The sequence below is a fragment of the Sphingobium sp. TomMM7A genome, assembly GCF_055397305.1.
The window spans coordinates 2,409,629-2,432,071 of record NZ_AP027311.1; the positions used below are offsets into that span (position 1 = coordinate 2,409,629).

Below are 22,443 nucleotides of genomic sequence, written 5' to 3' on the forward strand. Positions count from 1 at the left end.
CCTTGATCCGGGTATCACTGGTATTCGTTCACTTGCGGAGGCCTCATGGCCGCTTCTGTTTGCTTGGCAAAACAGGCGGAGGGGGGACTCGCAATATCCTGCGCGGTAGCGAAGCAGTTTCTCGGAGAAAGCGATCATAAAGCGCTTCCTCAAACTCTCGTGTCCGTTGCGACACATAGGAAATGACTGGCAAAGGCGGCATTTCGCTGCTGGTCAGTGCAGAAGCAAATTTTGCCCCGGGAGTGGAGCCGACAAATGCATAGGCAGCGGTGATATCCTCTGCCGACATCTGACTTTCGAACAAGGCTCCATAGCCCTCTTCGAGAGCAGTCGTTCTTAACACAACATATTCTCTTGCCCCTTCGGTCGCCAACTTGTCGGCCGTGGCTTTGCAAGCAGCAATTGAGGGATCGCAGCTGGCTGGCTTATAGGCCCGGATTGAACCTACCAACGAGCGGAGGAGCGATCTTTGGGCTTGATCTTCGCTAAACTCAAACCGTGGCCCGCTCCGCTCTATTAAGCGATGTGCAAGCGCGATCGCCGACTTCCCCGGCACAGGAAGGCGGTCTGCGGGTTGCGCTACCGCCATTGCTGGTATGCCGCAGATACCAGCCAACAGGAAAAGCGCCCGCATCACGCCGCAACCCTCTCGCCAGCCACCGCCTTGGCCTTCGCCTTCAGATAGCGGTGCATATGCTCGGTCACATCACGCCCGTCGCGGATCGCCCACACCACCAGCGAAGCGCCCCGCACGATGTCGCCAGCGGCGAACACGCCGTCCATCGACGTCATCATCGTCTTGTGATCGACACGCAGCGTGCCCCAGCGGGTGACCGACAGATCCTCCGCGCCGAACAGCTTGGGCAGCTCTTCGGGATCATAGCCCAGCGCCTTGATGACGAGATCAGCGTCCAGCGTGTGTTCGGTGCCCGGATCGGCCTCCGGCGCGCGGCGGCCCGAAGCGTCGGGCTGGCCAAGGCGCATCTTCGTCACCTTGACGCCGGTGACATGTTCCGTGCCCTCAAACGCGATCGGCGCGGAAAGCCAGACGAACTCGACGCCTTCCTCCTCGGCATTCTGCACCTCGCGCTGCGATCCCGGCATATTTTCCCGGTCACGGCGATAGAGGCACTTCACCGAAGTCGCACCTTGACGCACGGCCGTGCGGACGCAGTCCATCGCCGTGTCGCCGCCGCCGATGACGACGACCTTCTTGCCATTGGCATGCAGGGAGCCGTCCTCATGCTCCGGCACTGCGTCACCAAACCCGGCCTTGTTGGAAGCGATGAGGAAGTCGAGCGCCTTGACCACGCCCGGCGCGCCGACCCCCGGCGCCTTGATGTCGCGCGGCTTGTAGACGCCGGTGGCGATCAGGATGGCGTCATGGCGGCTGCGCAACTCTTCCATCGACGCATCGCGGCCGACCTCAAAGCCTTCATGGAAGACAATGCCGCCGTCCTTCAGGCGCTGGACCCGGCGCATGACCACATCCTTTTCCAGCTTGAAGCCGGGGATGCCATAGGTCAGCAGCCCGCCCGCGCGGTCGTGCCGGTCATAGACATGCACCTCATAGCCCGCCACGCGCAGATATTCGGCGGTTGTGAGCCCCGCCGGACCCGCCCCGATGACGCCCACCGACTGACCCAGCGGCTTGCCAGGCACCAGCGGCTCAACCCAGCCTTCTTTCCAGGCGGTGTCGGTGATGAACTTTTCGACAGAGCCGATCGTGACCGCGCCATGGCCTGAAAATTCGATGACGCAATTGCCTTCGCACAGCCGGTCCTGCGGGCAGATGCGGCCGCAAATCTCCGGCATCGTGCTGGTCAGGTTCGACAGCTCATAGGCTTCGCGCAGCCGTCCCTCGGCCGTCAGGCGCAGCCAGTCGGGGATATGATTGTGCAACGGGCAATGCGTCGCGCAATAAGGCACACCGCATTGCGAGCAACGCGCCGCCTGCTCTTCGGCTCTTTCCAGCAGGAAGCTGCTGCTAATTTCCAGGAAATCGTCGGCGCGATCGTCGGCCGAACGCTTCTCGGGATAGGCTTGGCCCGTTCCCACGAATTTCAGCATCGGATTGTCAGCCATGATGAGTCCCTAAAATCTATTCAGGGCTCACATAGCAGAAAAACCGCCAAAGTCACGCGGATTCGAGCATAAAGGTCATGCTAGCTGACCTAAACTGAGACTATTTCCAACACGCTTGATCGAACGGGCGATCGGTAAGGCTAAATCTATGACCGATTCGGCCCTACCTTAACCACAACCATATGAGCGCGCCCGTCCCAGCGATGATCCGATACCAGGCAAAGGGGACAAAACCCTGGCGAGAAACCAAGCCGACGAACCACCGGATAACCAGCAGCGCGACGATGAAAGACACGACAAAGCCCAGCGCGATGCTGCCCCAACCCACGGTCGCCGAGGTGACGGCGCTGCCCTTTTTCAGCAGCTCCAGCGTCGATGCGCCCAGCATCGTCGGGATAGCCAGAAAGAAGCTGAACTCCGCCGCCGTCCGCCGCTCGACGCCCAGCGCCAGCGCGCCCATGATTGTCGCGCCCGACCGGCTAACCCCCGGGATCATGGAAATGCACTGGATGAACCCGATGCCGATCACTCGCGCCAATGGGATGTCGGCAATGCCGTGAAAGCGGTTATCCTTCGCCATCCGCTCGATCGCCAATATGGCGATGCCGCCGATGATCAGCGCCCAGGCAACCACCTGAGGCGCACCCAGCAGCACTTCGATATAATCATGCATCGCCAGCCCGACCACGACGGACGGCAGAAAGGCGACCAGCAGGTTGCGCAGAAACCGCCAACTCATGGGTTCCTTGCGCAGCAGCCCCATCGCCACCGCCCAAAACGTCCGCCAGTACAGCACCACCACCGCCAAAATCGCGCCCAGCTGAATGATGACGTTGAACATTGCCCAGGTTGCTGCATCATAGCCCAGCAACTCGCTCGCCAGTATCAGGTGCCCGGTCGATGACACCGGCAAGAATTCGGTCAGCCCCTCGACGATGCCAAGCAGGATGACCGTCAGAAAATGGAGGTCCATGGGCGGCTCTGGTCCTTGAACTGGAAAGGGAAATCCGCGCGGAACCCGGCGGAGGAAAGATCGCGCTTATTGTGCAGATGCGGGACGCGCGTGCAATGCACGGCAACGCTCATCGCCGCGCCATCCCGTCATTCCATCGACAGTTGAACAGGCGGCGATGGCTCGCGCGCTCAGGTCAGGCCTTGACGCGTCCGGCGAAGCGGCCATGGCGGCGGTAGCGGACCAGCCAGCTATCGGCGATCGCCTCCATCGGCGTGGGTGACACGCCCAACTCAGCAAGCCCCGGCATGCCCGCCGACACGATATTGTCCTTCTGCAACATCGCATATTGGTCCCGCGTGATCGGCGCGCCCGGCAGCCAGCCAAAGCTCGCGATGGTCGATGCGATCGGCGCAGGCACCGCGATCAGGCTGCGATTGCGACCAATGGCCTTGGCGATCCAGCCGTTAAGCTCCATCATGCTGAGCTGTCGCGGGCCGCCCAATTCGAATGTCTTGCCGCCGTGAAGGCCGGGGTCCGCCGCCGCATTGACGACCGCCTGCGCAACGTCGGCGACATAGACCGGCTGGAACTTCGTATTGGCGCCGATCACCGGAACCACCGGCAGGCGGCTGATCAGGTCGGCGAAACGGTTGAGGAACTGATCTTCCGGCCCGAAGATGATCGACGGACGAATGATGGTCGCGGCAGGGAAAGCTGCCCGAACCGCCGCCTCGCCCGCAGCCTTGGACCGTCCATAGGCGGAAGGGCTCTCCGCATCCGCGCCGATGGCCGAGACATGAACCAGCGCCTTGATCCCGGCTTCCGCCGCGGCCTTCGCTACATTGGCCGCGCCGTCATGATGCGATCCTTCCAGGTCGCCGCTCAGCACGCCCACCAGATTGATGACGATATCGCTCCCGGCAATCGCCCGTGCGACGCTCTGCGCATTCCGAATATCCGCCGCAATGAGTTGCTTTTGCCCCAGCGCACCCAAAGGCTGGATGCGAAAGGCGCTCGCCAGGTCGCGCTGGGCTATGCGCACCCGCGCGCCGCGTTCCATCAGGGCCTGGGCGACCTGTCGGCCAAGGAAGCCGCCGCCGCCGAACACCGTAACCAGATTGTCCTTCATCACGCGTTCCATGCCTGTCCTGCTTGGGGAAAATGACTTAGCTCCCCTTGCAACAGCCGCCGCCCGCTGACAACAGCCGGGCGGCGGTCCCTGTTCCTTTTTTAACCGATCCAGCCCTGCAAGTCCGCGATCATCCACAGGCCCAGGCCGAGGAACAGCAGCGCCGCGCCGATCTGCAACGCGCGCATCGGCACCTTCTTCGCCAGCGCCTCGCCAAACAGCACCGCAGGCACATTGGCGATCATCATGCCCAGCGTCGTGCCCGCCGTCACCGCCAGCACATTGTCGAACTGTGCGCCCAGCGCCACCGTCGCGACCTGCGTCTTGTCGCCCATCTCCACCAGGAAGAAGGCGATCAGCGTCGTCACGAAAACCCCCGCCTTGGACGGCGCTTTCAGCGGCTCGTCCTCATCGATCTTGTCGGGGATCAGCGTCCATCCCGCCATTGCGATGAAGCTCGCCGCCACCGCATAGCGGAACCATGGCTGCGTCAGCACGCCCGCGATTGAATGGCCGACCAGCGCCGCAAGGAAATGATTGGCCATGGTGGCGAACAGGATGCCGAAAATAATCGGCACCGGCTTTCGGAAGCGGGTGGCGAGCAGCATGGCCAGCAACTGCGTCTTGTCGCCCATCTCGGCGAGCGCGACCAGTGCGGTAGAGGTGAAGAGAGCGTCCATCGATTTATATCCGGGGCCGGGCGAAGGGTTGAAGACGCAATGCCACCGCCTCCTCCCGCCCGGCCGGACAGGGAAGAGCCGATGCCATTGGTCTCGCCCGACACGGCCCGCTCAAGGCGTTCGCCTTGGCCTCCCATATCCCGCATGCCACGGCCTCTCGGCCAAATATGTTGACATACGGCCCGTTCGACCAAGCGAACGGCTGGCTACTCCCCAGATGACCGCCTGCCATTAGGAGAAATTGATGATGGATGCAATGGAGCGAAGGGCGGGGGAGGGCTTCACATCATCGCCGCTCTCAAAAGGCCGCCCAGCCCAGCGAGCGCGGCGACGGTCAGAGCGACCACCCACGCCGTAACAGTCCGGGGTTTGTCTTGATCTTCCTGTCTTTCCGCGAGGCTGGAGCCCGCCAGCGCCTGGCGATGCGCATAATCCAGAAATTCGTCGAGATTGCTCCACCCGTCGCGGTTCGCATCTTCCCAGGCGTCGTTTCTGGTCGCGTCGGTGCCGTTCGCCTTTTCCCATTGGTCGGACATGCCGTCTCCGTCGGAATCCGCATAAGGCGTTCCATCGGCTATCTCGGGAAGGATGCCGGGCTCATGGCGGATCTTGCCAGTGCCCTGCCTCACCTCCTTCACGATCCGTGTGTCCACCGTATCGCGGGGAAAGGCCCCGGCTGTCGTCAGCGCGCGATGATAGGCCTGCCTGGCGTCGATGACCGAGGCGCCAATGGGACAGGACGGCGTCTGCACCATCGCTTCGCGCACATAGGGCGGCGGCTCCCGGACGATCCTGCCATCAATATAATTGCCCGCCTCATATATCTGCGCGCGGCCGGTCGAATTCACCGACTGGCGAGCGATAATGTATCGCCCGGGCACCATATTGGGTCCGGCCTTGAAATAGTTTCCCACGATATTGACCGGGCTTCCGCCATGCTGTTCCCAAACTTCGACGAAATCGGAACGCGCATTGTAGATCAGGTTGTTGACCACATCGACGCAGGAACCGGGGAAGAAGTTGACGTCGGGATTCCTGTCGCCGTTATGGGCGCAGATATTGCCGAGGAACGTCAATTTCTGGCTGCCTGTGGCATCGCTGCTTAGAAGCGCGCATTTGTCATGCCGACGCAATCCCTCGGCAAGGATGGAATTGGATATCGTTATATTGTCGTTCTGCCCCTGACCGCCGACGGTTTCATCCTCCGACCATGACACGCTGACATGGTCGATGATGACGTTGCTGCTCTTCTCGAAGATGATCCCGCTGTCGGAAGCGCGCGTGTCCCCCCGATTGTCCAGCCGCACCCTGATGTGGCGAATGATGACATCATGCGTATTTTTGGCGACAAGGGGCGTCAGACCGTATCGGCCGCCCGCATGCGTGATCAGGATGCCGCCGCCGGGCGCCGTCTGTCCCGCGATGGTGATATAGGGATTGCGGATCACCGGCCGCTCGGTCGTCCAGCGGATGACCCCGCCGACCCGGAAAACGCATGTGCGCGGCCCGCGCGCATCGATGCAGGCGCGCAATGTTCCCGGGCCGCTGTCGGCCAGGCTCGTCACCGCTATGATCGCGCCGCCTCGCCCGCCCTGGGTGAACCGACCATAGCCGACCGCTCCGGGAAAGGCCTCCAATGTCCTGGCCTCGGCGGCCACGGGCATGATCGCCAGCAATAAGGCGACCGCTTTCGGCAGGCCCCAGGCGCGCATCGACGGCTCCCCGCCCGCGGGCAAGGGATGCCGCCTGATGTGCCCGGCGGGGACCATTTCCCCGGCCATGCCTGTTTCTCGCGCCGATTTCATGCCCCGATGATCGCCAAAGCGCTGCAAATCGAAACAACTATTCCGGACCTATCCGGGGAGGATAAGCGATCCCCCCAAGGAGTGGCCCTTGTCCGAAATCGCAAGTGTGGACCCAGTGGGGCTCCTGTAGAAAATCGGGATGGATCAAAGCCATGGGAAAGTTTCGTGATCGTCCGCCGTGCCCTGCGCGCCATCACGACCAACCTGTCCCGGCCGATGATCTCCACGGCGGCGCTGAACTGAGGATGGTGGGGGATGGCCTTGGAAATGCACTCTAAGGAACTGCGCGGCGGAACCTACCTCGCCCCGATATTCATGGCCACCATGCTCGTGGCGCTCGTCCTGCCGATGTTCTTCGAGGTCTACAGGACCGTCTATTATGGCACCATGTCCTATGATGACTATTCGCGCTATCTTCTGTGGGTGCTGGGCGAACCGGGCGGGAAGATCCCACCCAGCCCGCACGTCTATCGCATCGGTTCGGTAATCCTCGCCGCACCCTTCTACCAGCTGCCGGTCATCCTGTTTTCGGGTCAGGGCATCCACCACGCACCCGTCATGATGCAGCCGGAATATGTGAGAGCCTTGCAGGCAATGTGCGCGGCCAACGCGGCCTATGCGGCAATATCCGCGTGCATTGTCGGCCTCTATCTCGCCTTCTGGCGCAATGTTTCGGTGGGCTGGGCCTTTTCCGCCACCCTCATCTTCCTGTTGCTGACGCGCTATCTCGGCATGGGCTCCGCCGACGGCGTAGCGACGCTGCCGCTCGTAATCGCGGCCATTGCGATGATAGAGCGCAGGATCGCCATCTTCGCCGCCGCCGTCATCCTCGGGACTATCGTCAATGAAAAGGTGGCCCTGATCGCCTTCTTTGGCGCGAGCCTCCGCATGCTGTTCGTGGTGGAGCATCGCAAGGTCTATTTTGTCATGGCATGCGTCGCCGCCGTCGCGCTGGCAGCCTATGCGGCGACGGTCCTTACCCTCGCCATGCCCGGCCTCGACAATCAACGGGACCCCGGCACCTATGTTTCGGGGATGATCGGTTCGATCCGCCATCTTTTCGGCATGAAGGGTGCCTATCAGAATCTCTGGCCCCCGATCGTCGTGATCATCCTGTGGTGGACCGCAATTCGGCAGAGCCGTGACCCCATGGTCTATCTTTGCGACATCGGCGGCGTCATCGCCTTGTTCTTGTTCGCGCTGGCGCTGGACGTCCAATATAATGTCGGCCGCATCGTGATGTTCTCCATGCCGCTCTTTCTACTGGGCGCTGTGGAGAGCATGTCGCGGTCGCGACTGGGCGCGGCATCAGATACCCCGAACCGTCCGGTGCGTGGTGCGGCAAAATCCTCCGCCCCGATCGCGGCATTTCCCGAACATTCGTAAGGCATCAGCGGCAGCGAAAAGGAAAGGCGTTTTATGGCAAAGGCAATGCTCCTCGGACTGGTACTTGCAAGCGTCTTCCTGTCTGCGGCGGCGCAGTTGATCCTGAAGATCGGCATGTCGAGCGCGGCGGTGCAGAGCGCTCTGGCCCAGCCGGAGCAATCGCTGTTCCGCACGGCGATGGTGATCGCGACCTCGCGTCTGGTCATCCTCGGCCTGAGCTGCTTTGTGCTAAGCGCGCTCATATGGTTGCTGGTTCTGGCGCGCGTCGATCTCTCCACCGCCTACCCCTTCATCGGGCTGGGCCTCGTCATCACGGTGGCGTCGAGCTATTTCATCCTTGGTGAGCCGATATCGACCACCAAGCTTGTCGGCGTTGCGTCTATCGTCTTCGGCGTGGTGCTGATCGGCTTCTCCGTCTCCCCGACGGACAAGCCGGAACAGCTTTCCGGGAAGCTCGAACAGGCGTCCCGTCTCTGATTCCCGGTCCCCACGAGGGGATCATCATCACGCCATTTTCATGAGCAGCGGCTGAAACAGCGCGTCGCCGAAGGAACGGAACCGCTCGACCTCGCCTGATGCGCCCCCCGACAGGATCAGCGCGCGCATGTTCAACCGCGCGGCCACCGCCCAATCCCGTTCGACCCGATCGCCGATCAGCACCGCGCGATCGGCTGCGACACCCGACAGGCGCAACAGCTTTTCAAGACCTGCCGGATCGGGCTTGGGACGGCCAACGTCGGGATCAGTGGCCGCGACGATATAGTCGGCGGTCAGGTCCAGCGCCGCAAGTTTCGTGACCGCGGGATAATCCGAAAAGATCGCGATCCGCTTACCCTCGCGCGCTATCGCCTGGAACAGCTGCTGGATTCCCGGACGGCGGCAGGCCGCAAGCATGGACAGCGGCCGCTCTTCCATCCATTCGGCGACCAGCCCGCGCACCTCTTCGGGGGTGCAGCCCCTCTCGGCCGCCGGAATGCTGTATTGATCGGCCAGGAAATCCTGCGCCGGACCTTCGGCCAGCGCCTCGCGACAACGGCGAAAGGAACGCAGCGTCAGCAGCGCCTGAAGGCTTCGCCGAGCGACGGCATCCCGCAGCAGTGCCGCCAGCATCCGCGCGCGCAGCCGCCTTTGATCATAGAGCGTGCCATCCATGTCGAAGATGACGAGATCGATCGCGCTCCAATCGATCGGGATGGACTGCGCCACCATGCCGCGCCCGATCAGCCGACCTTGATGAGATAGGGCTGCGACAGCGAACTCAGCCACGGCAGGTCGACAAAGGTGGCGACCACCACCGCCAACACGGCAAGGCCGGTCGCGGCGAGCAGGCGGCGCGAACGGAACAGCCGTTCGGGCCGCTGCGCCACCGATCCCTGCCGCAACGCCAGCCACATATAGATGGCGAACAGGCCCGCGATGAAGGGAAAGGCGATGATATATTCAAGACGATATTTGATCAGGAACACCGCAATGAAAAAGGCCGACAGCATGGCATAGAGAAAGCAGGATACAGTGAGGTTCTCGCTCGTATAGCTGCGGAACGACTTGCGATAGCGGTGCAGCATCTCGACGCCCTGATCCGCGACGACATCGCGATATTCGCTCAGCCGCTTGGCGCCCATCAGGAATGCGCCCCCTGCCCAATAAGCAATGAAAAGGCTGGCCGGGGGCAGGGCGGTCGGGTCCACCATGGCCCAGCCCAGCAACAGGCGGATCGGATTGTTCACCGACTCGCTGATGACATCCAGGTAGACCTTGTCCTTCGTCCGGATCGGCTCGACATTATAGGTGATGCCCGACAGCCCGAACGCCACCGAAGCGACGAAGAACAGCTCCCCCAACTGGTAGCCGAGCAACAGCCCGAGCAGCAGCAAGGCGAGATATTCGGCATAGACCAGCACGGGCGAAAGCGCCTGATGAACGGCCGTGCGCTGCGACTTGACCGGATGAAAGGCGTCAAAGTCCCGATCCAGCCATTCGTTGATCACATAATTGGCCGACGCGATCAGGATGGCGCTCGCAAACCCCAATAGCAGGCGATCGATCGACAGATGCGCCGCGCCATGGTGGACAGCATAGGCCAACACGATGCCCGGAATGATGAAGACATGCTTCGTCATATGGTCGAAGCGCGCAATCGAAAGATAATCGCGCAGCGACGCCTGGGATGCAATGGCGCCACGGGCGGTGGCGTCAGACTGGTTGATCATCACTTACTGCTCCTTCGGGGCATGCAGATAAGCTCATCCCGTTCGCGGCATTGGGCGGCGAAACGGGCGTTACTTGCTGTCCATTATCGTCCACGATGTTGCCGATATTATTGCCATAGGGGCCTGGGTCAGGCCAGTGGCGCCCCCGGTTCAAAGGGGGCAGAAGCGCGACGCATTTGGATACGGATCAGAGGCATTCTGTCCCGAAAGAGCCTTGACCCATATGGCAATTCCGGGCGGTAGGACGACCGACCCCCCGTCTCCGAGAGCGGGCAATGGCGGCGCAGCCCGATGTCCCGCGAGCCGTCATTGACCGCAGGGCGCATCCCCATGGGCTTGCCAGCCCGTCAAGAACGATAGCGGGGGCGCCTAAAGCATTTTCGAAACGGAAGGCATCATCTGCTGGCTCGGGAAAAAGCGGCCATCAAAAGACAAATGGAGCATGAGCCGATTCAGCCTGATTGGATCATGCTCCAATCGCGCTGGGAAAGCCTGCCGCACCCTTGTCAGCCGGTGTCGGCTACTTGTTCACGATAACCGGAACCAACAGGCCCCGGCCGACAAGCTTCACTCCGCCGCGTCTGCCACGGCCTCGGGTAACGCCCGCACCGCCTCGGGCGAAGCAGGCTCGCGCACCAGCGCCTCGACCGGCTCCAGCGCCTCCAGTTCGCGCCCGCCCGTCTCGATATTGAGGTCACGCAGCTTTCGCCCGGTCACCAATACCCGGCCCTCGAAGCTGCCGACGAAGCTGTTATAATCGCTCACTGCCCCGGTCAGCCGGTTGCCCAGCTTCTTGAGCGACCCCGCCGCAGCCGCCAGCCGTTCATATAGCTCCTTACCCAGCGCGCCGATCCGCTTGGCTTCGTCCGCCATCTTCTCCTGCCGCCACACCGCCGCGACGGTGCGGGCGATGGCGATGAGGTTGGTCGGCGTCGCCAGAAGCACGCGCTTGCCAAAGGCATGATCCCACAGCTGCGGATCATGCTCCAGCGCCGCCGACAGGAAATGCTCGCCGGGCACGAACATGATGACATAATCCGGCGCTTCATCGAACTGGTCGGCATAGCTTTTGCGCCCCAGCGTCTCGACATGCGCGCGCATCGCGGCGGCATGGGCGGATAGCAGCCGCTTGCGCTCCTCCTCGCCGTCCGCGCCATAGGCATCCTGATAGGCGTTCAAAGACACCTTGGCGTCGATCACCAAGGCGCGCCCGCCCGGAATCCGCACGATCGCGTCTGGCCGCAACCGCCCATCCTCGCCCTCGACGCTCACCTCGGTGCGGAAATCGACATGCTCGGAAAGCCCGCATATCTCCAGAACGTTGCGCAACTGCTGCTCGCCCCAGCGGCCACGCGCCTTGGGCGCGTGGCGCAGCGAATCGACCAGCCGCTGCGCTTCGGCGCGCACGGCTTCCTGCCCGGACTTCATCGATTCGATCTCACCGCGCAATATGCCGTAAGCCTCGGTGCGCTGCTGCTCGATCTGGCTGATCTTCTGGTCGTAGCGCTGGATCGTCTCATTGACCGGATGCAGCAATTGCTTGAGCTGCGCCTCGCTCTTCTCATGCGCCTGCGCCAGCCGCTGATCGGCGCGCTCCAGGAAATGGCTCTGCGCTTGATGCAGCAATTTGCCGCCAATCTCGCTGAACTGCGCCGACAACTGCTCCTTCGCGTCCTTCAGCGCCACGATCTGCGCCTCGAAAGCCTCGGCCCGTGCCTGCGCGTCGGATTGCAGCGCCGCCAATTCCCGCTCGGCAAGGCCCCGCGCCGCCCGCTCATCCTCCAGCCGCTGCGCGAGGACGCCCGCCTGCGCCGCCCGCTCTTGCGCCACAACCAGTTCCTGCAAGGCGCCATTGCGCTGCGCCTCCGCCTGCGCCAGCTTCGCAACAAGCTCGGTCTTTTCCGCCACCAGCGGCGCCATTGCCTTCCCACGCAACAGCCAGCCCAGCGCCAACCCTGCTATCAGGGCGGCCAGACTGAGGATGATGGCAAGGCTGTCCATTAATGATCCCCGTGGAACGAAAGGTGAACCTAGCGGCCGCCGCGCGACGCCGCAAGCGCTAGTTGCGCCTCACCCGAGCATAAGGCGAAAACGGCCAAGCCGCGCGACCGCGTCATCGATCACCGCATCGCTTTTGGAAAAGCAAAGCCGCACCAGATGCGTGACCGCCGCGTCCGGATAAAATGCCGATATCGGGATGGCCGCCACGCCCGCTTCGTCGATGATCCGTTCGCAAAAGCCGACATCGTCGAGCGCGATCCCGGAGGTGGCCAGATCGACCGTCACGAACCAGGTGCCTGCACTCGCTTGCACGTCATAGCCCGCCCGCCGCAAGCCCTCGACCAGCCGGTCACGCGAAGCCTGATAACCCGCCCGCATGTCCGCAAACCACGCATCCGGCTTGGCCAGCCCCTCTGCCACGGCCCATTGCAGATTGGGCGGACTGGTGAAGGTCAGGAACTGGTGCGCCCGGCCCAACAGCCTCGCAACCGGCGCCGCCGCACACATCCAGCCGATCTTCCAGCCGGTCACTGAAAAGATCTTCCCCGCCGATCCGATCTTTACCGTCCGTTCGCGCATGCCGGGAAAGCGCATCAACGGCTGATGGACCCGGCCATCGAATGTCACATGCTCCCACACCTCGTCGCAAATGGCGATCAGGTCATGTTGCACGCAAAAGGCCGCCAGCATGGCCAACGCCGCCTCGTCCATCACGCTGCCGCTGGGATTGAGCGGGTTGTTGAGGATGAGCAGGCGTGCGCGCGGCCCCACCGCCGCTTCCAGCGCCTCCCGCGTCACGCGCCAGTCTGGCGGCGTCAGCCTGATCACCCGCGCCACTCCGCCCGCGCGCTCCACCAAAGGCAGATAGGCATCGTAAAGCGGCGCCAGCAGCAGTACCTCGTCCCCCGGCTGCACCAGCGCGAACAGGCTGGCCGCAATCGCCTCGGTCGCGCCGGAGGTGATGATGACCTCTTCCGGGGTCAACGCCAATCCCTGATGCCGCCCATAATGCGCGGCCACCGCCGCCCGCAATTCCGGCAAGCCGCCACTCGGCGGATATTGGTTGGACCGGGTCATCAGCGCGTCGGCCGCGGCGCGCAAAATATCCTCTGGTCCCTGCGCGTCGGGAAAGCCCTGGCCGAGGTTGATCGCCCCCGTATCCCGCGCGCGGGCCGACATTTTCTCGAAGATCGTGGCGGGCATGTCCCGATAGACGGGATGGCCAAGGAGCGCGCTGGTCATCGCGTCAGCCTAAAGCCTGCAACCGCCCGAGTATAGCGCGCTCAAGGGCTGTAAATCCCCCTTAGCCCCGTTCGGGCTGAGCTTGTCGAAGCCCTTCCCTTCTCCATGCCCAATGGGTGGAGGGAGGCGCGGTATCGCCGAACCGTCAACCTGTAAGGCGCGGCACCTTGCGGTGCCGAATGACGCGGGCAGGCATCCCTCGGATGCCTGCTATTTCCGCGTCATTCCCATTCGATCGTACCGGGAGGCTTGGACGTGAAGTCATAACATACCCGGTTGATACCCTTGACTTCATTGATGATCCGCGTCGCCACCCGGCTCAGGAACGCGGCATCGAACGGATAGATATCCGCCGTCATGCCGTCGGTCGATGTCACCGCCCGCAGCGCGCAAACGCTGTCATAGGTGCGATGGTCGCCCATCACGCCCACCGTCCGCACCGGCAGCAGCACGGCAAAGGCCTGCCAGATCGCATCATAGAGGCCCGCATTGCGGATCTCCTCCAGATATACGGCGTCCGCCTTGCGCAGGATATCGCACCGTTCCTTGTTCACCTCGCCGGGAATGCGGATGGCAAGGCCGGGACCGGGGAAGGGGTGGCGGCCGACGAAAATCTCCGGCAGCCCCAATTCACGGCCCAGCGCGCGCACCTCATCCTTGAACAGTTCGCGCAGCGGCTCGACCAGCTTCATGTTCATGCGATCGGGCAGACCGCCGACATTATGGTGGCTCTTGATCGTCACCGAAGGCCCGCCGGTGAAGCTCACGCTCTCGATCACGTCGGGATAGAGCGTCCCCTGCGCCAGGAAAGCCGCGCCACCGATCTTCTTCGCCTCATCCTCGAACACGTCGATGAAGGTCTTGCCGATGAACTTGCGCTTGGCCTCGGGGTCGGTGACGCCCTCCAGCCCCTTCATGAACAGCGTCTCGGCGTTCACATGGACCAGCGGAATATTATAGCTGCCCCGGAACAGCGACACGACCTGCTCGGCCTCGCCGCTGCGCATCAGCCCATGATCGACGAACACGCAGGTCAGCTGGTCGCCGATCGCCTCATGGATCAGCACGGCGGCCACCGCGCTATCGACGCCGCCCGACAGGCCGCAGATCACCTTGCCGTCGCCGACCTGCTCGCGGATTTCGGCGATCTTCGTCGCGCGGAATTCCGCCATCGTCCAGTCGCCCTTCAGGCCGCAGACATGGCGCGCGAAATTGGCGATCAGCTTGCCACCATCGGGCGTGTGCACGACTTCCGGGTGGAATTGCGTGGCGTAGAAGCGCTTTTCCTCATTTGCCGTCATGGCGAAGGGCGCGCCTTCGCTCACCGCCACCACTTCAAAGCCCGGAGCGAGCTGCGTCACCTTGTCGCCATGGCTCATCCACACCTGATGCCGCTCGCCCTCGGCCCACAGGCCATCGAACAGCGCACAACGCTTCTTGATTTCGATGAAGGCCCGGCCGAACTCGCCGCTTTCCCCGCCTTCGACATTGCCGCCCATCTGCTGCATCATCGTCTGCTGGCCATAGCAGATGCCCAGGATAGGGATGCCCGCGTCAAAGAAGCTCTGCGGCGCGCGCGGGCTGTCTTCCCACATCACCGATGAAGGGCCGCCCGACAGGATGATGCCCTTGGGCTGCATCCGCTTGAATGCGGCATCGGCGCTGTTGAACGGCGCGATTTCGGAATAGACGCCCGCCTCGCGCACGCGGCGCGCGATCAGCTGCGTCACCTGGCTGCCGAAGTCCACGATAAGGATGGAATCCTGAAGGGGCAGCGTCATCGAATCGCCTTTATGAGCCGAGAGAAATGGGATGGGGCGCGGTTAGTGCGCTTGGCCCCGCTTGTCCAGCGAAGGGACGTGCTGCGCCCGCCCCGCCGCCCAGCCGAGCAGCGCCGCGCCCGCCAGAACCGCTGCGGCGATCAGGAACGGGCTACCGATGAAGGGCAACACCGGCCGCTCGCCGACCGACAAGCTGTATACCGCGCCAAAGAAGATCGGTGAGAGAACCCCGGCGATCGACCCGACGCTGTTGTTCGCGCCCTGCAACTGCCCTTGCTCGGATTCGGACACGCGTTGCGTCATTAGCGACTGGATCGTTGGCATGGCAAGCCCCCACAGTGCATTGGGGAACACGGCCGCGATGAACAATGCCTCCGTGGACGCCAGGCCCATGGCCGCCAACCCCAGCGCGCCAAAGGAAAGTCCGATGATCATCGTCCGCCGGTCGCCCAGCCACTTGGCCAGTGGCCCGACGATCAGACCCTGCACGCTCATGTCCAATACCCCGACAAGCGCGAACAATGTGCCCACCTGCCAAGGCCCCCAGCCATAACGATCGCCCGCATAGAGCACGAATACCGCTGAAAACAGGTGATGGGCAAAATGGAGCAGGAAGTTGACGGTGGCGAGGCTCGACAGCTCCGGATGCGACCTGAGCAGCTTCAGCGCGCCGAATGGATTGGCCCGCTTCCACGAAAAGGCCATCCGCTTTTCCGGCGCCAGCGACTCAGGCAGGACGATCAGGCCGTAGAGGAAGGCGAGGGCGGAAAAGCCAGCCGCCGCCCAGAAAGGCGCCCGCACCGAAATCTCCCCCAGCATGCCGCCCAGCAGCGGTCCGGCGACAAACCCCCCACTGAACGCCGCACCGATCAGCCCATAGCCCCGCGCGCGCTTCTCCGGCGGCATGATGTCGGCCATATACGCAAAGGTCGACGTGAAGCTCGACGACGTAACCCCCGCCAATATCCGCCCCAGCGCCAGCCACCACAGATTGGGCGCCAACGCCATCAGCAGGAAGTCGAGCGCCAGCCCGGCAACGGAAATCAGGATCACCGGCCGCCGCCCGAAGCGATCCGACAGCGATCCAATGATCGGCGAACACAGGAACTGCATCACCGCCCACAGCGCGACGAGCAGACCGTTCCACAAGCCCGTGCCCGTGGTCGATCCGGTCAGCTCCTCGATCAGCTGCGGCACGACCGGGATGACGATGCCCATCGACATGACGTCGAGCATCGCCGTCAGGAGGATGAACGTGATGGCGGCGGTACGGGGCGGGACGGGCGGCGGGGACATGATGGCTCCTCGCGCTGCGACGGCCTTAAGCCTTCAAAAGCAGAAGACGCCACCAGCTCAGCGCATGCATTGGATCGGGGACTCTCCTGACGCGCTCGGTTCAATCACGCCATGACGAAGCCCGACCTCCTAGCGGCTTCGCTGACCGAAAAAAAGGGGTTTGCTCCGGCCCCGGCTATCGCGCCGCCGGGTTCCGGGGAAACTGAAGATTGGCGATCCGGCCATTCTGCACCGAACAGGTGAAATGCAGCGTCCGGCCGTCCTCCGACCGCCAGCTGGAACGGGCGTCGATGTCGCCCTCGACCTGATAGCGCCCGCGCGTCTCCACCGGCTCCTGCACCTGCCGTACCTCGGCAAAGCCGCCGTCCCGCTCTGCCTCGTCACGGGCCGCGACCGCGCATTCGGTGATCGCCTCCTCGCGCTCCCGGTCGGCCCGCGCGTCTTCAGCCCGCTCGCCCGGACGGGCATAAGCTTGACCGCGCGAAGGGGAACCGGCCTGCTCATCCATCCCGCCCGTTACATCGGAAAAATCATCGTCCGCCCGCTGCTGCGCCTGCGCCTGGCTGCCCCGCTCCTCGCCGCCGGTCACATCGTCATCCGCATAAGGATCATCCTGCGCCTGCCGGTCGTTCGCGCCAGGATAGCCATAATCCGGCTGCGTCTGTGCGTGGACCACGCTGCCGGGCACGAGCGTCGCTACGCCCAGCATCGCTCCCGTCATCCAAACCGCCTTGCCGGTCATCCCATCACTCCTTGTCAGCTGCGCGACATGTCTAGGCTCGATCGGCTGTCGCACGGCTGAACGTGGCCGGGGCATCGTCGAGGCAGAGGTAGACAGCGCAAAAACAAAACAGGCCGCAGCTCCATCGAGCCGCAGCCTGTTTCGATTTATCCGGCGGCCCCTAAAAGGAGCGCCTTGCCTTGATCAGGCCGCTTCCAGCTCGTCCGCGTCGGCGTTCTGGACCGGACCTGAATCCTTGCCCTTCGCATCGACGTCGCGGTCGACCAGCTCGATGATCGAGATCGGCGCGGCGTCCGAAGCGCGGATACCGGCCTTGATCACGCGGGTATAGCCGCCGTTGCGATCCTTGTAACGCTCGGCCAGAACTTCGAACAGCTTGACCAGCTGCGTGTCGTCCTGCAGGCGGGCGTGGGCCAGACGGCGGTTCGACAGGCCACCCTTCTTGGCGAGGGTGATCAGCTTTTCGACGTAGGGACGCAGTTCCTTCGCCTTGGGCGTGGTCGTCAGGATCTGCTCATGCTTGATGAGCGAAGCCGCGAGGTTGCGGAGCAGCGAGTTACGATGCCCGGCGCTGCGCTGCAGCTTACGATGACCAACCTTATGACGCATATCTCTTTCCTTCCGTTCGTTAAGGGGCCGTTTCAGGTACCCCAGACCAGGCGACCGTTAGAGGTCGTCGCCCATTCCACCTAGATTGGACCGTCACCCCAGCGAAAGCTGGGGTCTCAGGCCCGATGTTTTGCCATGAGGCACGAGATCCCAGCTTTCGCTGGGATGACGCTTACCCAAGCAGCTCCTGTTCGAGCTTCTTGGCCATTTCCTCGATATTTTCCGGCGGCCAGCCGGGGATGTCCATGCCCAGACGCAGGCCCATGGACGACAGCACTTCCTTGATTTCGTTCAGCGACTTGCGGCCGAAATTGGGGGTGCGCAGCATCTCGGCTTCGGTCTTCTGGACCAGATCGCCGATGTAGATGATGTTGTCGTTCTTGAGGCAGTTTGCGCTGCGAACCGACAGTTCCAGTTCGTCCACCTTCTTGAGCAGGTAGCGGTTGATCTGGTTCGTGTCGCTCTCGCCCTCGGCGGCGGCAGCCGCAGCGGTGCCAGCAGCCGGAGCGGCCACGGGCAGCGCGTCTTCGAAGTGGACGAACAGCTGCAACTGGTCCTGCAGGATGCGAGCGGCATAGGCCACCGCGTCTTCGGGCGTGACGGTGCCGTCGGTTTCGACGGTCAGCGACAGCTTGTCATAGTCCAGTTCCTGGCCGACGCGGGTGTTGTCGACTTTGTAGGCGACCTGACGCACCGGCGAATAGAGCGCGTCGATCGGGATTAGGCCGATCGGCGCGTCGGCCGGACGGTTGGCGACGGCGGGGACATAGCCCTTGCCGACGTCAGCGGTCAGTTCCATGTTCAGCGTCGCACCCTGGTCCAGGTGGCAGATCACCAGGTCGGGGTTCATCACTTCGATGTCGCCAACGGTGGTGATGTCACCGGCGCGCACTTCGCCCGGGCCGGTGGCGGACAGCTGCAGGCGGCGGGGACCGTCGCCTTCCATGCGGAGCGCAACCTGCTTGATGTTGAGGACAATGTCCGTCACATCTTCACGCACGCCGGCCAGCGACGAGAATTCGTGGAGCACGTTCTCGATCTTGATCGAGGTGACCGCCGCGCCCTGGAGCGAGGACAGAAGAACCCGGCGCAGCGCGTTGCCAAGCGTCAGGCCGAAACCACGCTCCAACGGTTCGGCAACGAAAGTCGCCTTCCGCTTGCCGTCGCCCGTCGCCTTGATCTCAAGGCTGTTGGGCTTCTTCAATTCCTGCCAGTTCTTCATGTTGACAGTCATGTATTTCCCCTGGGGATAGGCCGGAACGTTTGAAATCCTGAACCCGACAGGACCGACCGGCGATGTAGATGGGTTAGCGGGCGGCGCGTCCGCCGCCCGGAAAACTCAAGCGCAGCGGTTAGACGCGGCGGCGCTTGGAAGGACGCACGCCATTGTGCGGGATCGGCGTCACGTCGCGGATCGAGGTGATGTGGAAACCGACGGCCTGCAAGGCGCGCAGAGCCGATTCACGGCCCGAACCCGGACCCTTCACTTCAACTTCCAGGGTGCGCACGCCATGTTCGGCAGCCTTGCGGCCAGCGTCTTCGGCGCAAACCTGCGCGGCGTACGGGGTCGACTTGCGGCTGCCCTTGAAGCCCATCATGCCGGCCGAGGACCAGCTGATCGCATTGCCCTGGGCATCGGTGATGGTGACCATCGTGTTGTTGAAGCTGGCGTTGACGTGCGCGACGCCGGCCGAGATGTTCTTGCGCTCGCGCCGCTTAATGCGCTGGGGTTCGCGTGCCATGTTGCTCTATCCTACTGAAATCGTTGAAAGCGGAAGTCACCGGAGGGCCATGCCGAAAGGCTGACCCTCAACGATTACTTCTTCTTGCCGGCGATCGGCTTAGCCTTGCCCTTGCGAGTGCGCGCATTGGTGTGCGTGCGCTGGCCGCGAACCGGCAGGCCCTTGCGGTGACGCAGGCCGCGATAGCAGGCCAGATCCATCAGGCGCTTGATGTTCATCGCGGTTTCACGACGCAGGTCACCTTCAACGGTGAGGTCGGCGTCAATGGCTTCACGGATCTGCAGGACTTCGGCGTCCGACAGGTCCTGAACGCGGCGGCTGTGGTCGATGCCCAGCTTGTCGGCGAGGTCGACGGCGGTCTTGCGGCCGATGCCGTGGATGTAGGTGAGCGCGATGATCACGCGCTTGTTGGTCGGGATGTTAACACCCGCAATACGTGCCATGGTAATCTGTACTCCTGCTCCACGGGGCGGTTGGCGCCACCCCATCTCAAAGCGTCCGGGCCGAGCCCTAGAAGGACTTCGGCCGATTCGATAGCCCCCGAGACGCAAAAAAGACGGCCAGTGCCATGCACTGCCGCTCACCAGCGTGTCCGGGATGCGTTCGCCCCTAGCGATTCGGCGGGAAACTGTCAATTGGCAAGGGTGTTTAGGGCTGCGTTCTAGGGATAGCACACTCCTGCTCCCCCTCCCGCATGCGGGAGGGGGCCGGGGGGTGGGCCAGCGCAACGCCGATGTAACGAAAGGAGTGCTACTCGCGTTCTCCTTCCGGAGAAGGGCGTATATCGCAACCCACCAGCCCAAAAAATGCATTTCCCGGTTGAACCCGTTCCACCCCCTCGGGCATTGAGGGGCACATGCGCATATTCCCCGCCTCCGCCATCCTCGCGTCCCTGCCCCTCCTCCCCGCCTGCGTCGGCGCCCCAGAAGCGCCCCCGCCGCCAGCTCCGCGCCCTGCGCCCGCGCCCTCGGCAAGGCCGCCTCTACCCGTTCCCGGACCGGTCGAATGGCAATATCGTCCCGCGACGCCCGGCAACTGGAGCTACCACGCGGAAGGATCGGGATCCGTCGCGACCTTCGCCAGCCCCGCATCCGGCACGCTGCTTTCCTTGCGATGCGATCCCGCCGCAGGCCGGATCAGTCTTCTGCGCGCTGGGGCAGGGAAGGGGAATGTCACGCTCCGCACCAGCTATGGCGCGGTCAGCTGGCCCGCCACGCCGAACGGTTCGGGAACCCTCGCAGTCCGCGCCGCCAGCGACACAGTGCTGGATCAGATTGCCTACAGCCGGGGCCATTTCGCCGTCGAGGTGCAGGGGCTCGAAACCCTGATACTGCCCGCCTGGGCAGAGGTCGGCCGGGCCATAGAGGACTGCCGTCGCTAAAGGGTCGGTTTCCGACCGCTTGCCGTACATCTTGTGGAGGGATCGACTGAAAAGCACCAGATCGGCTTTTCAAGCGGACGCGCCATTATGATTCGAAAAAAGAATTTTACAAGTCTTGATCATGCTTCCCGTCTGATTCACAGTCCATGTCGTGGCCAGGTCAAAAACGGTTTTCCAGGGCGGGCTGCGCGGGCTTTAACAAGCGAAAGGAGGTGATCCGATGTCTCATGGTTCAGCAGTGAGGTCGGTCAAGTCCATTCGGGAAACGCGCCGCTGAGCGACGTCATAACGTCGGTTTTTACAGACATTGGAACAGCCTCTGCCGCGACCAGTCGCGAACTGGCTTCCTTTGTCTGCAAAGATAGCGCGATCAACGTTTCCGTGTGGCGGCACTTCCGGCCGCTGTGACCATGTCAATGATGGGCCGCTGGGACTTATCTACCCAGCGGCCCCTCTCATTTTTGTGGGTTTGAGCGCGACCTAGTTCCCTCGCCCCTTTAGGGGAGAGGGTTAGGGAGAGGGGCTGCGCAACGCTTAACGCGAAGCGCAACTCTCCCCTACCGCTCCACCCCTCGCACCTTCCCCCACGTCCGCGCCGCCGTATATCCAAGATACCCCGTGCCAAACAGCGCATAGAGCGGCTCCGGCAGCGCCTCGAAATAGCCCCGCATCGCCCGGACGATCGCCGCCGCCCCCTCCGGCCACATACCCCCGATCAGCCCAACCGGCACCGACCACAGCAGCAGGGCGTACATGACGTATAGAAAGGCTGGCCGCGCCCGCAGCGTCCAGCGATCGGCGCGCCGCCTCCGATTGCCCGCAGCCGTCCCGCCTCTAACCAAGTCGGTTCGCCAACCAGCCGTAGAGGAAGGCTTCGTTGGCAGGCCTGCTCTCCGCCAGCGCCAGATAACGTTCCCCTTGCAGTGCCTCGATCGCCTTCAGCAGCACCTTCTCCCCTGCCTTCCCCCGCAGCGCCATGAATGCGCGCAGCGCCGCCAGCGTCTTGGCGCCGATCGTGCGGTCGACCTTCAGGTCGGGATAGTCCTTCTGATTGCGATTAAGCGCGTTGAGCGCCCGTTGCAGGAAGCCGGTCGCCGTGCCCGGCCCCATATTCACCGCGTTGTCGAACAATTCGGCGGCGATGTCCGGCGCGACCTCCGCGACAAAGGCATAGCCCGGCCGTTCCCAGTAAAGCCTTCGGTAGATCGTCTCGGCCAGCGTCCGCGGCAATTTCCGCATGTCGCCCGCATAGCCATTGGCCCGCGCGACGGCCTGGGTGATTCCGAAATTCGTAGGCCCGCCCCGATCCGCCGGATGATGGCCATAGCCCCCTTCTCGCGCGATCACCTCGTCAATCAGTGCCGAAATATCCATGAACCCGCCTCCCTCGTCGAATGAG

The 22,443-nt window shown here is 63.2% G+C and carries 22 protein-coding genes and 1 riboswitch; of the genes, 3 read left to right on the forward strand and 19 right to left on the reverse strand.

What is annotated here, in order from left to right:
• Positions 1 to 633: 633 nt before the first annotated feature.
• The 6 genes from ACZ5ZH_RS12020 to ACZ5ZH_RS12045 form a co-directional block, all read right to left on the reverse strand.
• Entirely contained in the window at positions 634 to 2,085 is a 1,452-nt protein-coding gene (locus ACZ5ZH_RS12020; RefSeq protein WP_464771657.1) for an NAD(P)-dependent oxidoreductase, read from the reverse strand.
• Positions 2,086 to 2,248: 163 nt separating this feature from the next.
• Positions 2,249 to 3,058, reverse strand: coding sequence for an undecaprenyl-diphosphate phosphatase (locus ACZ5ZH_RS12025; RefSeq protein ID WP_464771658.1), 810 nt, complete (start codon positions 3,056 to 3,058; stop codon positions 2,249 to 2,251).
• Positions 3,040 to 3,171, reverse strand: coding sequence for a hypothetical protein (locus ACZ5ZH_RS12030; RefSeq protein ID WP_464775189.1), 132 nt, complete (start codon positions 3,169 to 3,171; stop codon positions 3,040 to 3,042). Before ACZ5ZH_RS12030 ends, ACZ5ZH_RS12025 begins: the two co-directional genes overlap by 19 nt.
• Before the next feature lie 62 nt (positions 3,172 to 3,233).
• Positions 3,234 to 4,181, reverse strand: a complete 948-nt coding sequence (locus tag ACZ5ZH_RS12035; protein WP_464771659.1) for a complex I NDUFA9 subunit family protein — start codon at positions 4,179 to 4,181, stop codon at positions 3,234 to 3,236.
• An 89-nt stretch (positions 4,182 to 4,270) separates the two neighbouring features.
• On the reverse strand, positions 4,271 to 4,849 hold the full coding sequence (locus ACZ5ZH_RS12040) for a TMEM165/GDT1 family protein (RefSeq protein ID WP_464771660.1): 579 nt from the start codon (positions 4,847 to 4,849) through the stop codon (positions 4,271 to 4,273).
• Between the two features lie 99 nt (positions 4,850 to 4,948).
• Positions 4,949 to 5,077: riboswitch (yybP-ykoY riboswitch) on the reverse strand.
• 53 nt (positions 5,078 to 5,130) lie between these two features.
• Positions 5,131 to 6,561 carry a pectate lyase family protein gene (locus ACZ5ZH_RS12045; RefSeq protein ID WP_464771661.1) on the reverse strand — a complete coding sequence of 477 codons (1,431 nt, stop codon included), beginning with the start codon at positions 6,559 to 6,561 and terminating at the stop codon, positions 5,131 to 5,133.
• Between the two features lie 348 nt (positions 6,562 to 6,909).
• Between ACZ5ZH_RS12045 and ACZ5ZH_RS12050 the strand changes: the two genes are divergently transcribed.
• Together ACZ5ZH_RS12050 and ACZ5ZH_RS12055 are read left to right on the forward strand one after the other, a co-directional pair.
• Entirely contained in the window at positions 6,910 to 8,040 is a 1,131-nt protein-coding gene (locus ACZ5ZH_RS12050; RefSeq protein ID WP_464771662.1) for a hypothetical protein, read from the forward strand.
• A 33-nt stretch (positions 8,041 to 8,073) separates the two neighbouring features.
• Entirely contained in the window at positions 8,074 to 8,517 is a 444-nt protein-coding gene (locus ACZ5ZH_RS12055; RefSeq protein WP_464771663.1) for a DMT family transporter, read from the forward strand.
• A gap of 27 nt (positions 8,518 to 8,544) precedes the next feature.
• Here ACZ5ZH_RS12055 and ACZ5ZH_RS12060 read toward each other — a convergent pair whose 3' ends face one another.
• From ACZ5ZH_RS12060 to rpsM, 11 genes are all read right to left on the reverse strand, one after another.
• The gene (locus tag ACZ5ZH_RS12060) at positions 8,545 to 9,306 is read right to left on the reverse strand and encodes an HAD family hydrolase (protein WP_464771664.1); all 762 of its coding nucleotides are present in this window, start codon (positions 9,304 to 9,306) and stop codon (positions 8,545 to 8,547) included.
• Positions 9,261 to 10,250, reverse strand: coding sequence for a UbiA family prenyltransferase (locus tag ACZ5ZH_RS12065; protein ID WP_464771665.1), 990 nt, complete (start codon positions 10,248 to 10,250; stop codon positions 9,261 to 9,263). The genes ACZ5ZH_RS12060 and ACZ5ZH_RS12065 overlap by 46 nt, the downstream gene beginning before the upstream one ends.
• A gap of 567 nt (positions 10,251 to 10,817) precedes the next feature.
• A complete protein-coding gene (locus ACZ5ZH_RS12070) occupies positions 10,818 to 12,251 on the reverse strand; it encodes a DNA recombination protein RmuC (RefSeq protein WP_464771666.1) in 1,434 nt (477 codons plus the stop codon).
• Positions 12,252 to 12,320: 69 nt separating this feature from the next.
• Entirely contained in the window at positions 12,321 to 13,493 is a 1,173-nt protein-coding gene (locus tag ACZ5ZH_RS12075) for an aminotransferase (RefSeq protein WP_464771667.1), read from the reverse strand.
• Positions 13,494 to 13,714: 221 nt separating this feature from the next.
• Positions 13,715 to 15,274: a glutamine-hydrolyzing GMP synthase gene (gene guaA / locus ACZ5ZH_RS12080; RefSeq protein WP_460987176.1), complete on the reverse strand. Its 1,560-nt coding sequence runs from the start codon at positions 15,272 to 15,274 to the stop codon at positions 13,715 to 13,717.
• Between the two features lie 42 nt (positions 15,275 to 15,316).
• Positions 15,317 to 16,570, reverse strand: coding sequence for a TCR/Tet family MFS transporter (locus ACZ5ZH_RS12085; protein ID WP_464771668.1), 1,254 nt, complete (start codon positions 16,568 to 16,570; stop codon positions 15,317 to 15,319).
• Positions 16,571 to 16,745: 175 nt separating this feature from the next.
• On the reverse strand, positions 16,746 to 17,312 hold the full coding sequence (locus ACZ5ZH_RS12090) for a hypothetical protein (RefSeq protein WP_464771669.1): 567 nt from the start codon (positions 17,310 to 17,312) through the stop codon (positions 16,746 to 16,748).
• Between the two features lie 183 nt (positions 17,313 to 17,495).
• Entirely contained in the window at positions 17,496 to 17,921 is a 426-nt protein-coding gene (gene rplQ, locus ACZ5ZH_RS12095) for a 50S ribosomal protein L17 (protein ID WP_196225074.1), read from the reverse strand.
• Between the two features lie 172 nt (positions 17,922 to 18,093).
• The gene (locus tag ACZ5ZH_RS12100) at positions 18,094 to 19,155 is read right to left on the reverse strand and encodes a DNA-directed RNA polymerase subunit alpha (protein WP_449470787.1); all 1,062 of its coding nucleotides are present in this window, start codon (positions 19,153 to 19,155) and stop codon (positions 18,094 to 18,096) included.
• A 118-nt stretch (positions 19,156 to 19,273) separates the two neighbouring features.
• Positions 19,274 to 19,663, reverse strand: coding sequence for a 30S ribosomal protein S11 (gene rpsK / locus ACZ5ZH_RS12105; RefSeq protein WP_004208752.1), 390 nt, complete (start codon positions 19,661 to 19,663; stop codon positions 19,274 to 19,276).
• A gap of 74 nt (positions 19,664 to 19,737) precedes the next feature.
• Positions 19,738 to 20,106: a 30S ribosomal protein S13 gene (rpsM, locus tag ACZ5ZH_RS12110; RefSeq protein ID WP_007707977.1), complete on the reverse strand. Its 369-nt coding sequence runs from the start codon at positions 20,104 to 20,106 to the stop codon at positions 19,738 to 19,740.
• A 413-nt stretch (positions 20,107 to 20,519) separates the two neighbouring features.
• Here rpsM and ACZ5ZH_RS12115 point away from each other — a divergent pair, with 413 nt between their 5' ends.
• Positions 20,520 to 21,044, forward strand: coding sequence for a hypothetical protein (locus ACZ5ZH_RS12115; protein WP_464771670.1), 525 nt, complete (start codon positions 20,520 to 20,522; stop codon positions 21,042 to 21,044).
• Between the two features lie 557 nt (positions 21,045 to 21,601).
• Here ACZ5ZH_RS12115 and ACZ5ZH_RS12120 read toward each other — a convergent pair.
• Positions 21,602 to 21,886 (reverse strand): 3TM-type holin, encoded by a 285-nt coding sequence (locus ACZ5ZH_RS12120; protein WP_464771671.1) that lies wholly within the window; start codon positions 21,884 to 21,886, stop codon positions 21,602 to 21,604.
• Positions 21,879 to 22,418 carry a glycoside hydrolase family 108 protein gene (locus tag ACZ5ZH_RS12125; RefSeq protein WP_460987186.1) on the reverse strand — a complete coding sequence of 180 codons (540 nt, stop codon included), beginning with the start codon at positions 22,416 to 22,418 and terminating at the stop codon, positions 21,879 to 21,881. Before ACZ5ZH_RS12125 ends, ACZ5ZH_RS12120 begins: the two co-directional genes overlap by 8 nt.
• Between the last annotated feature and the right edge of the window lie 25 nt (positions 22,419 to 22,443).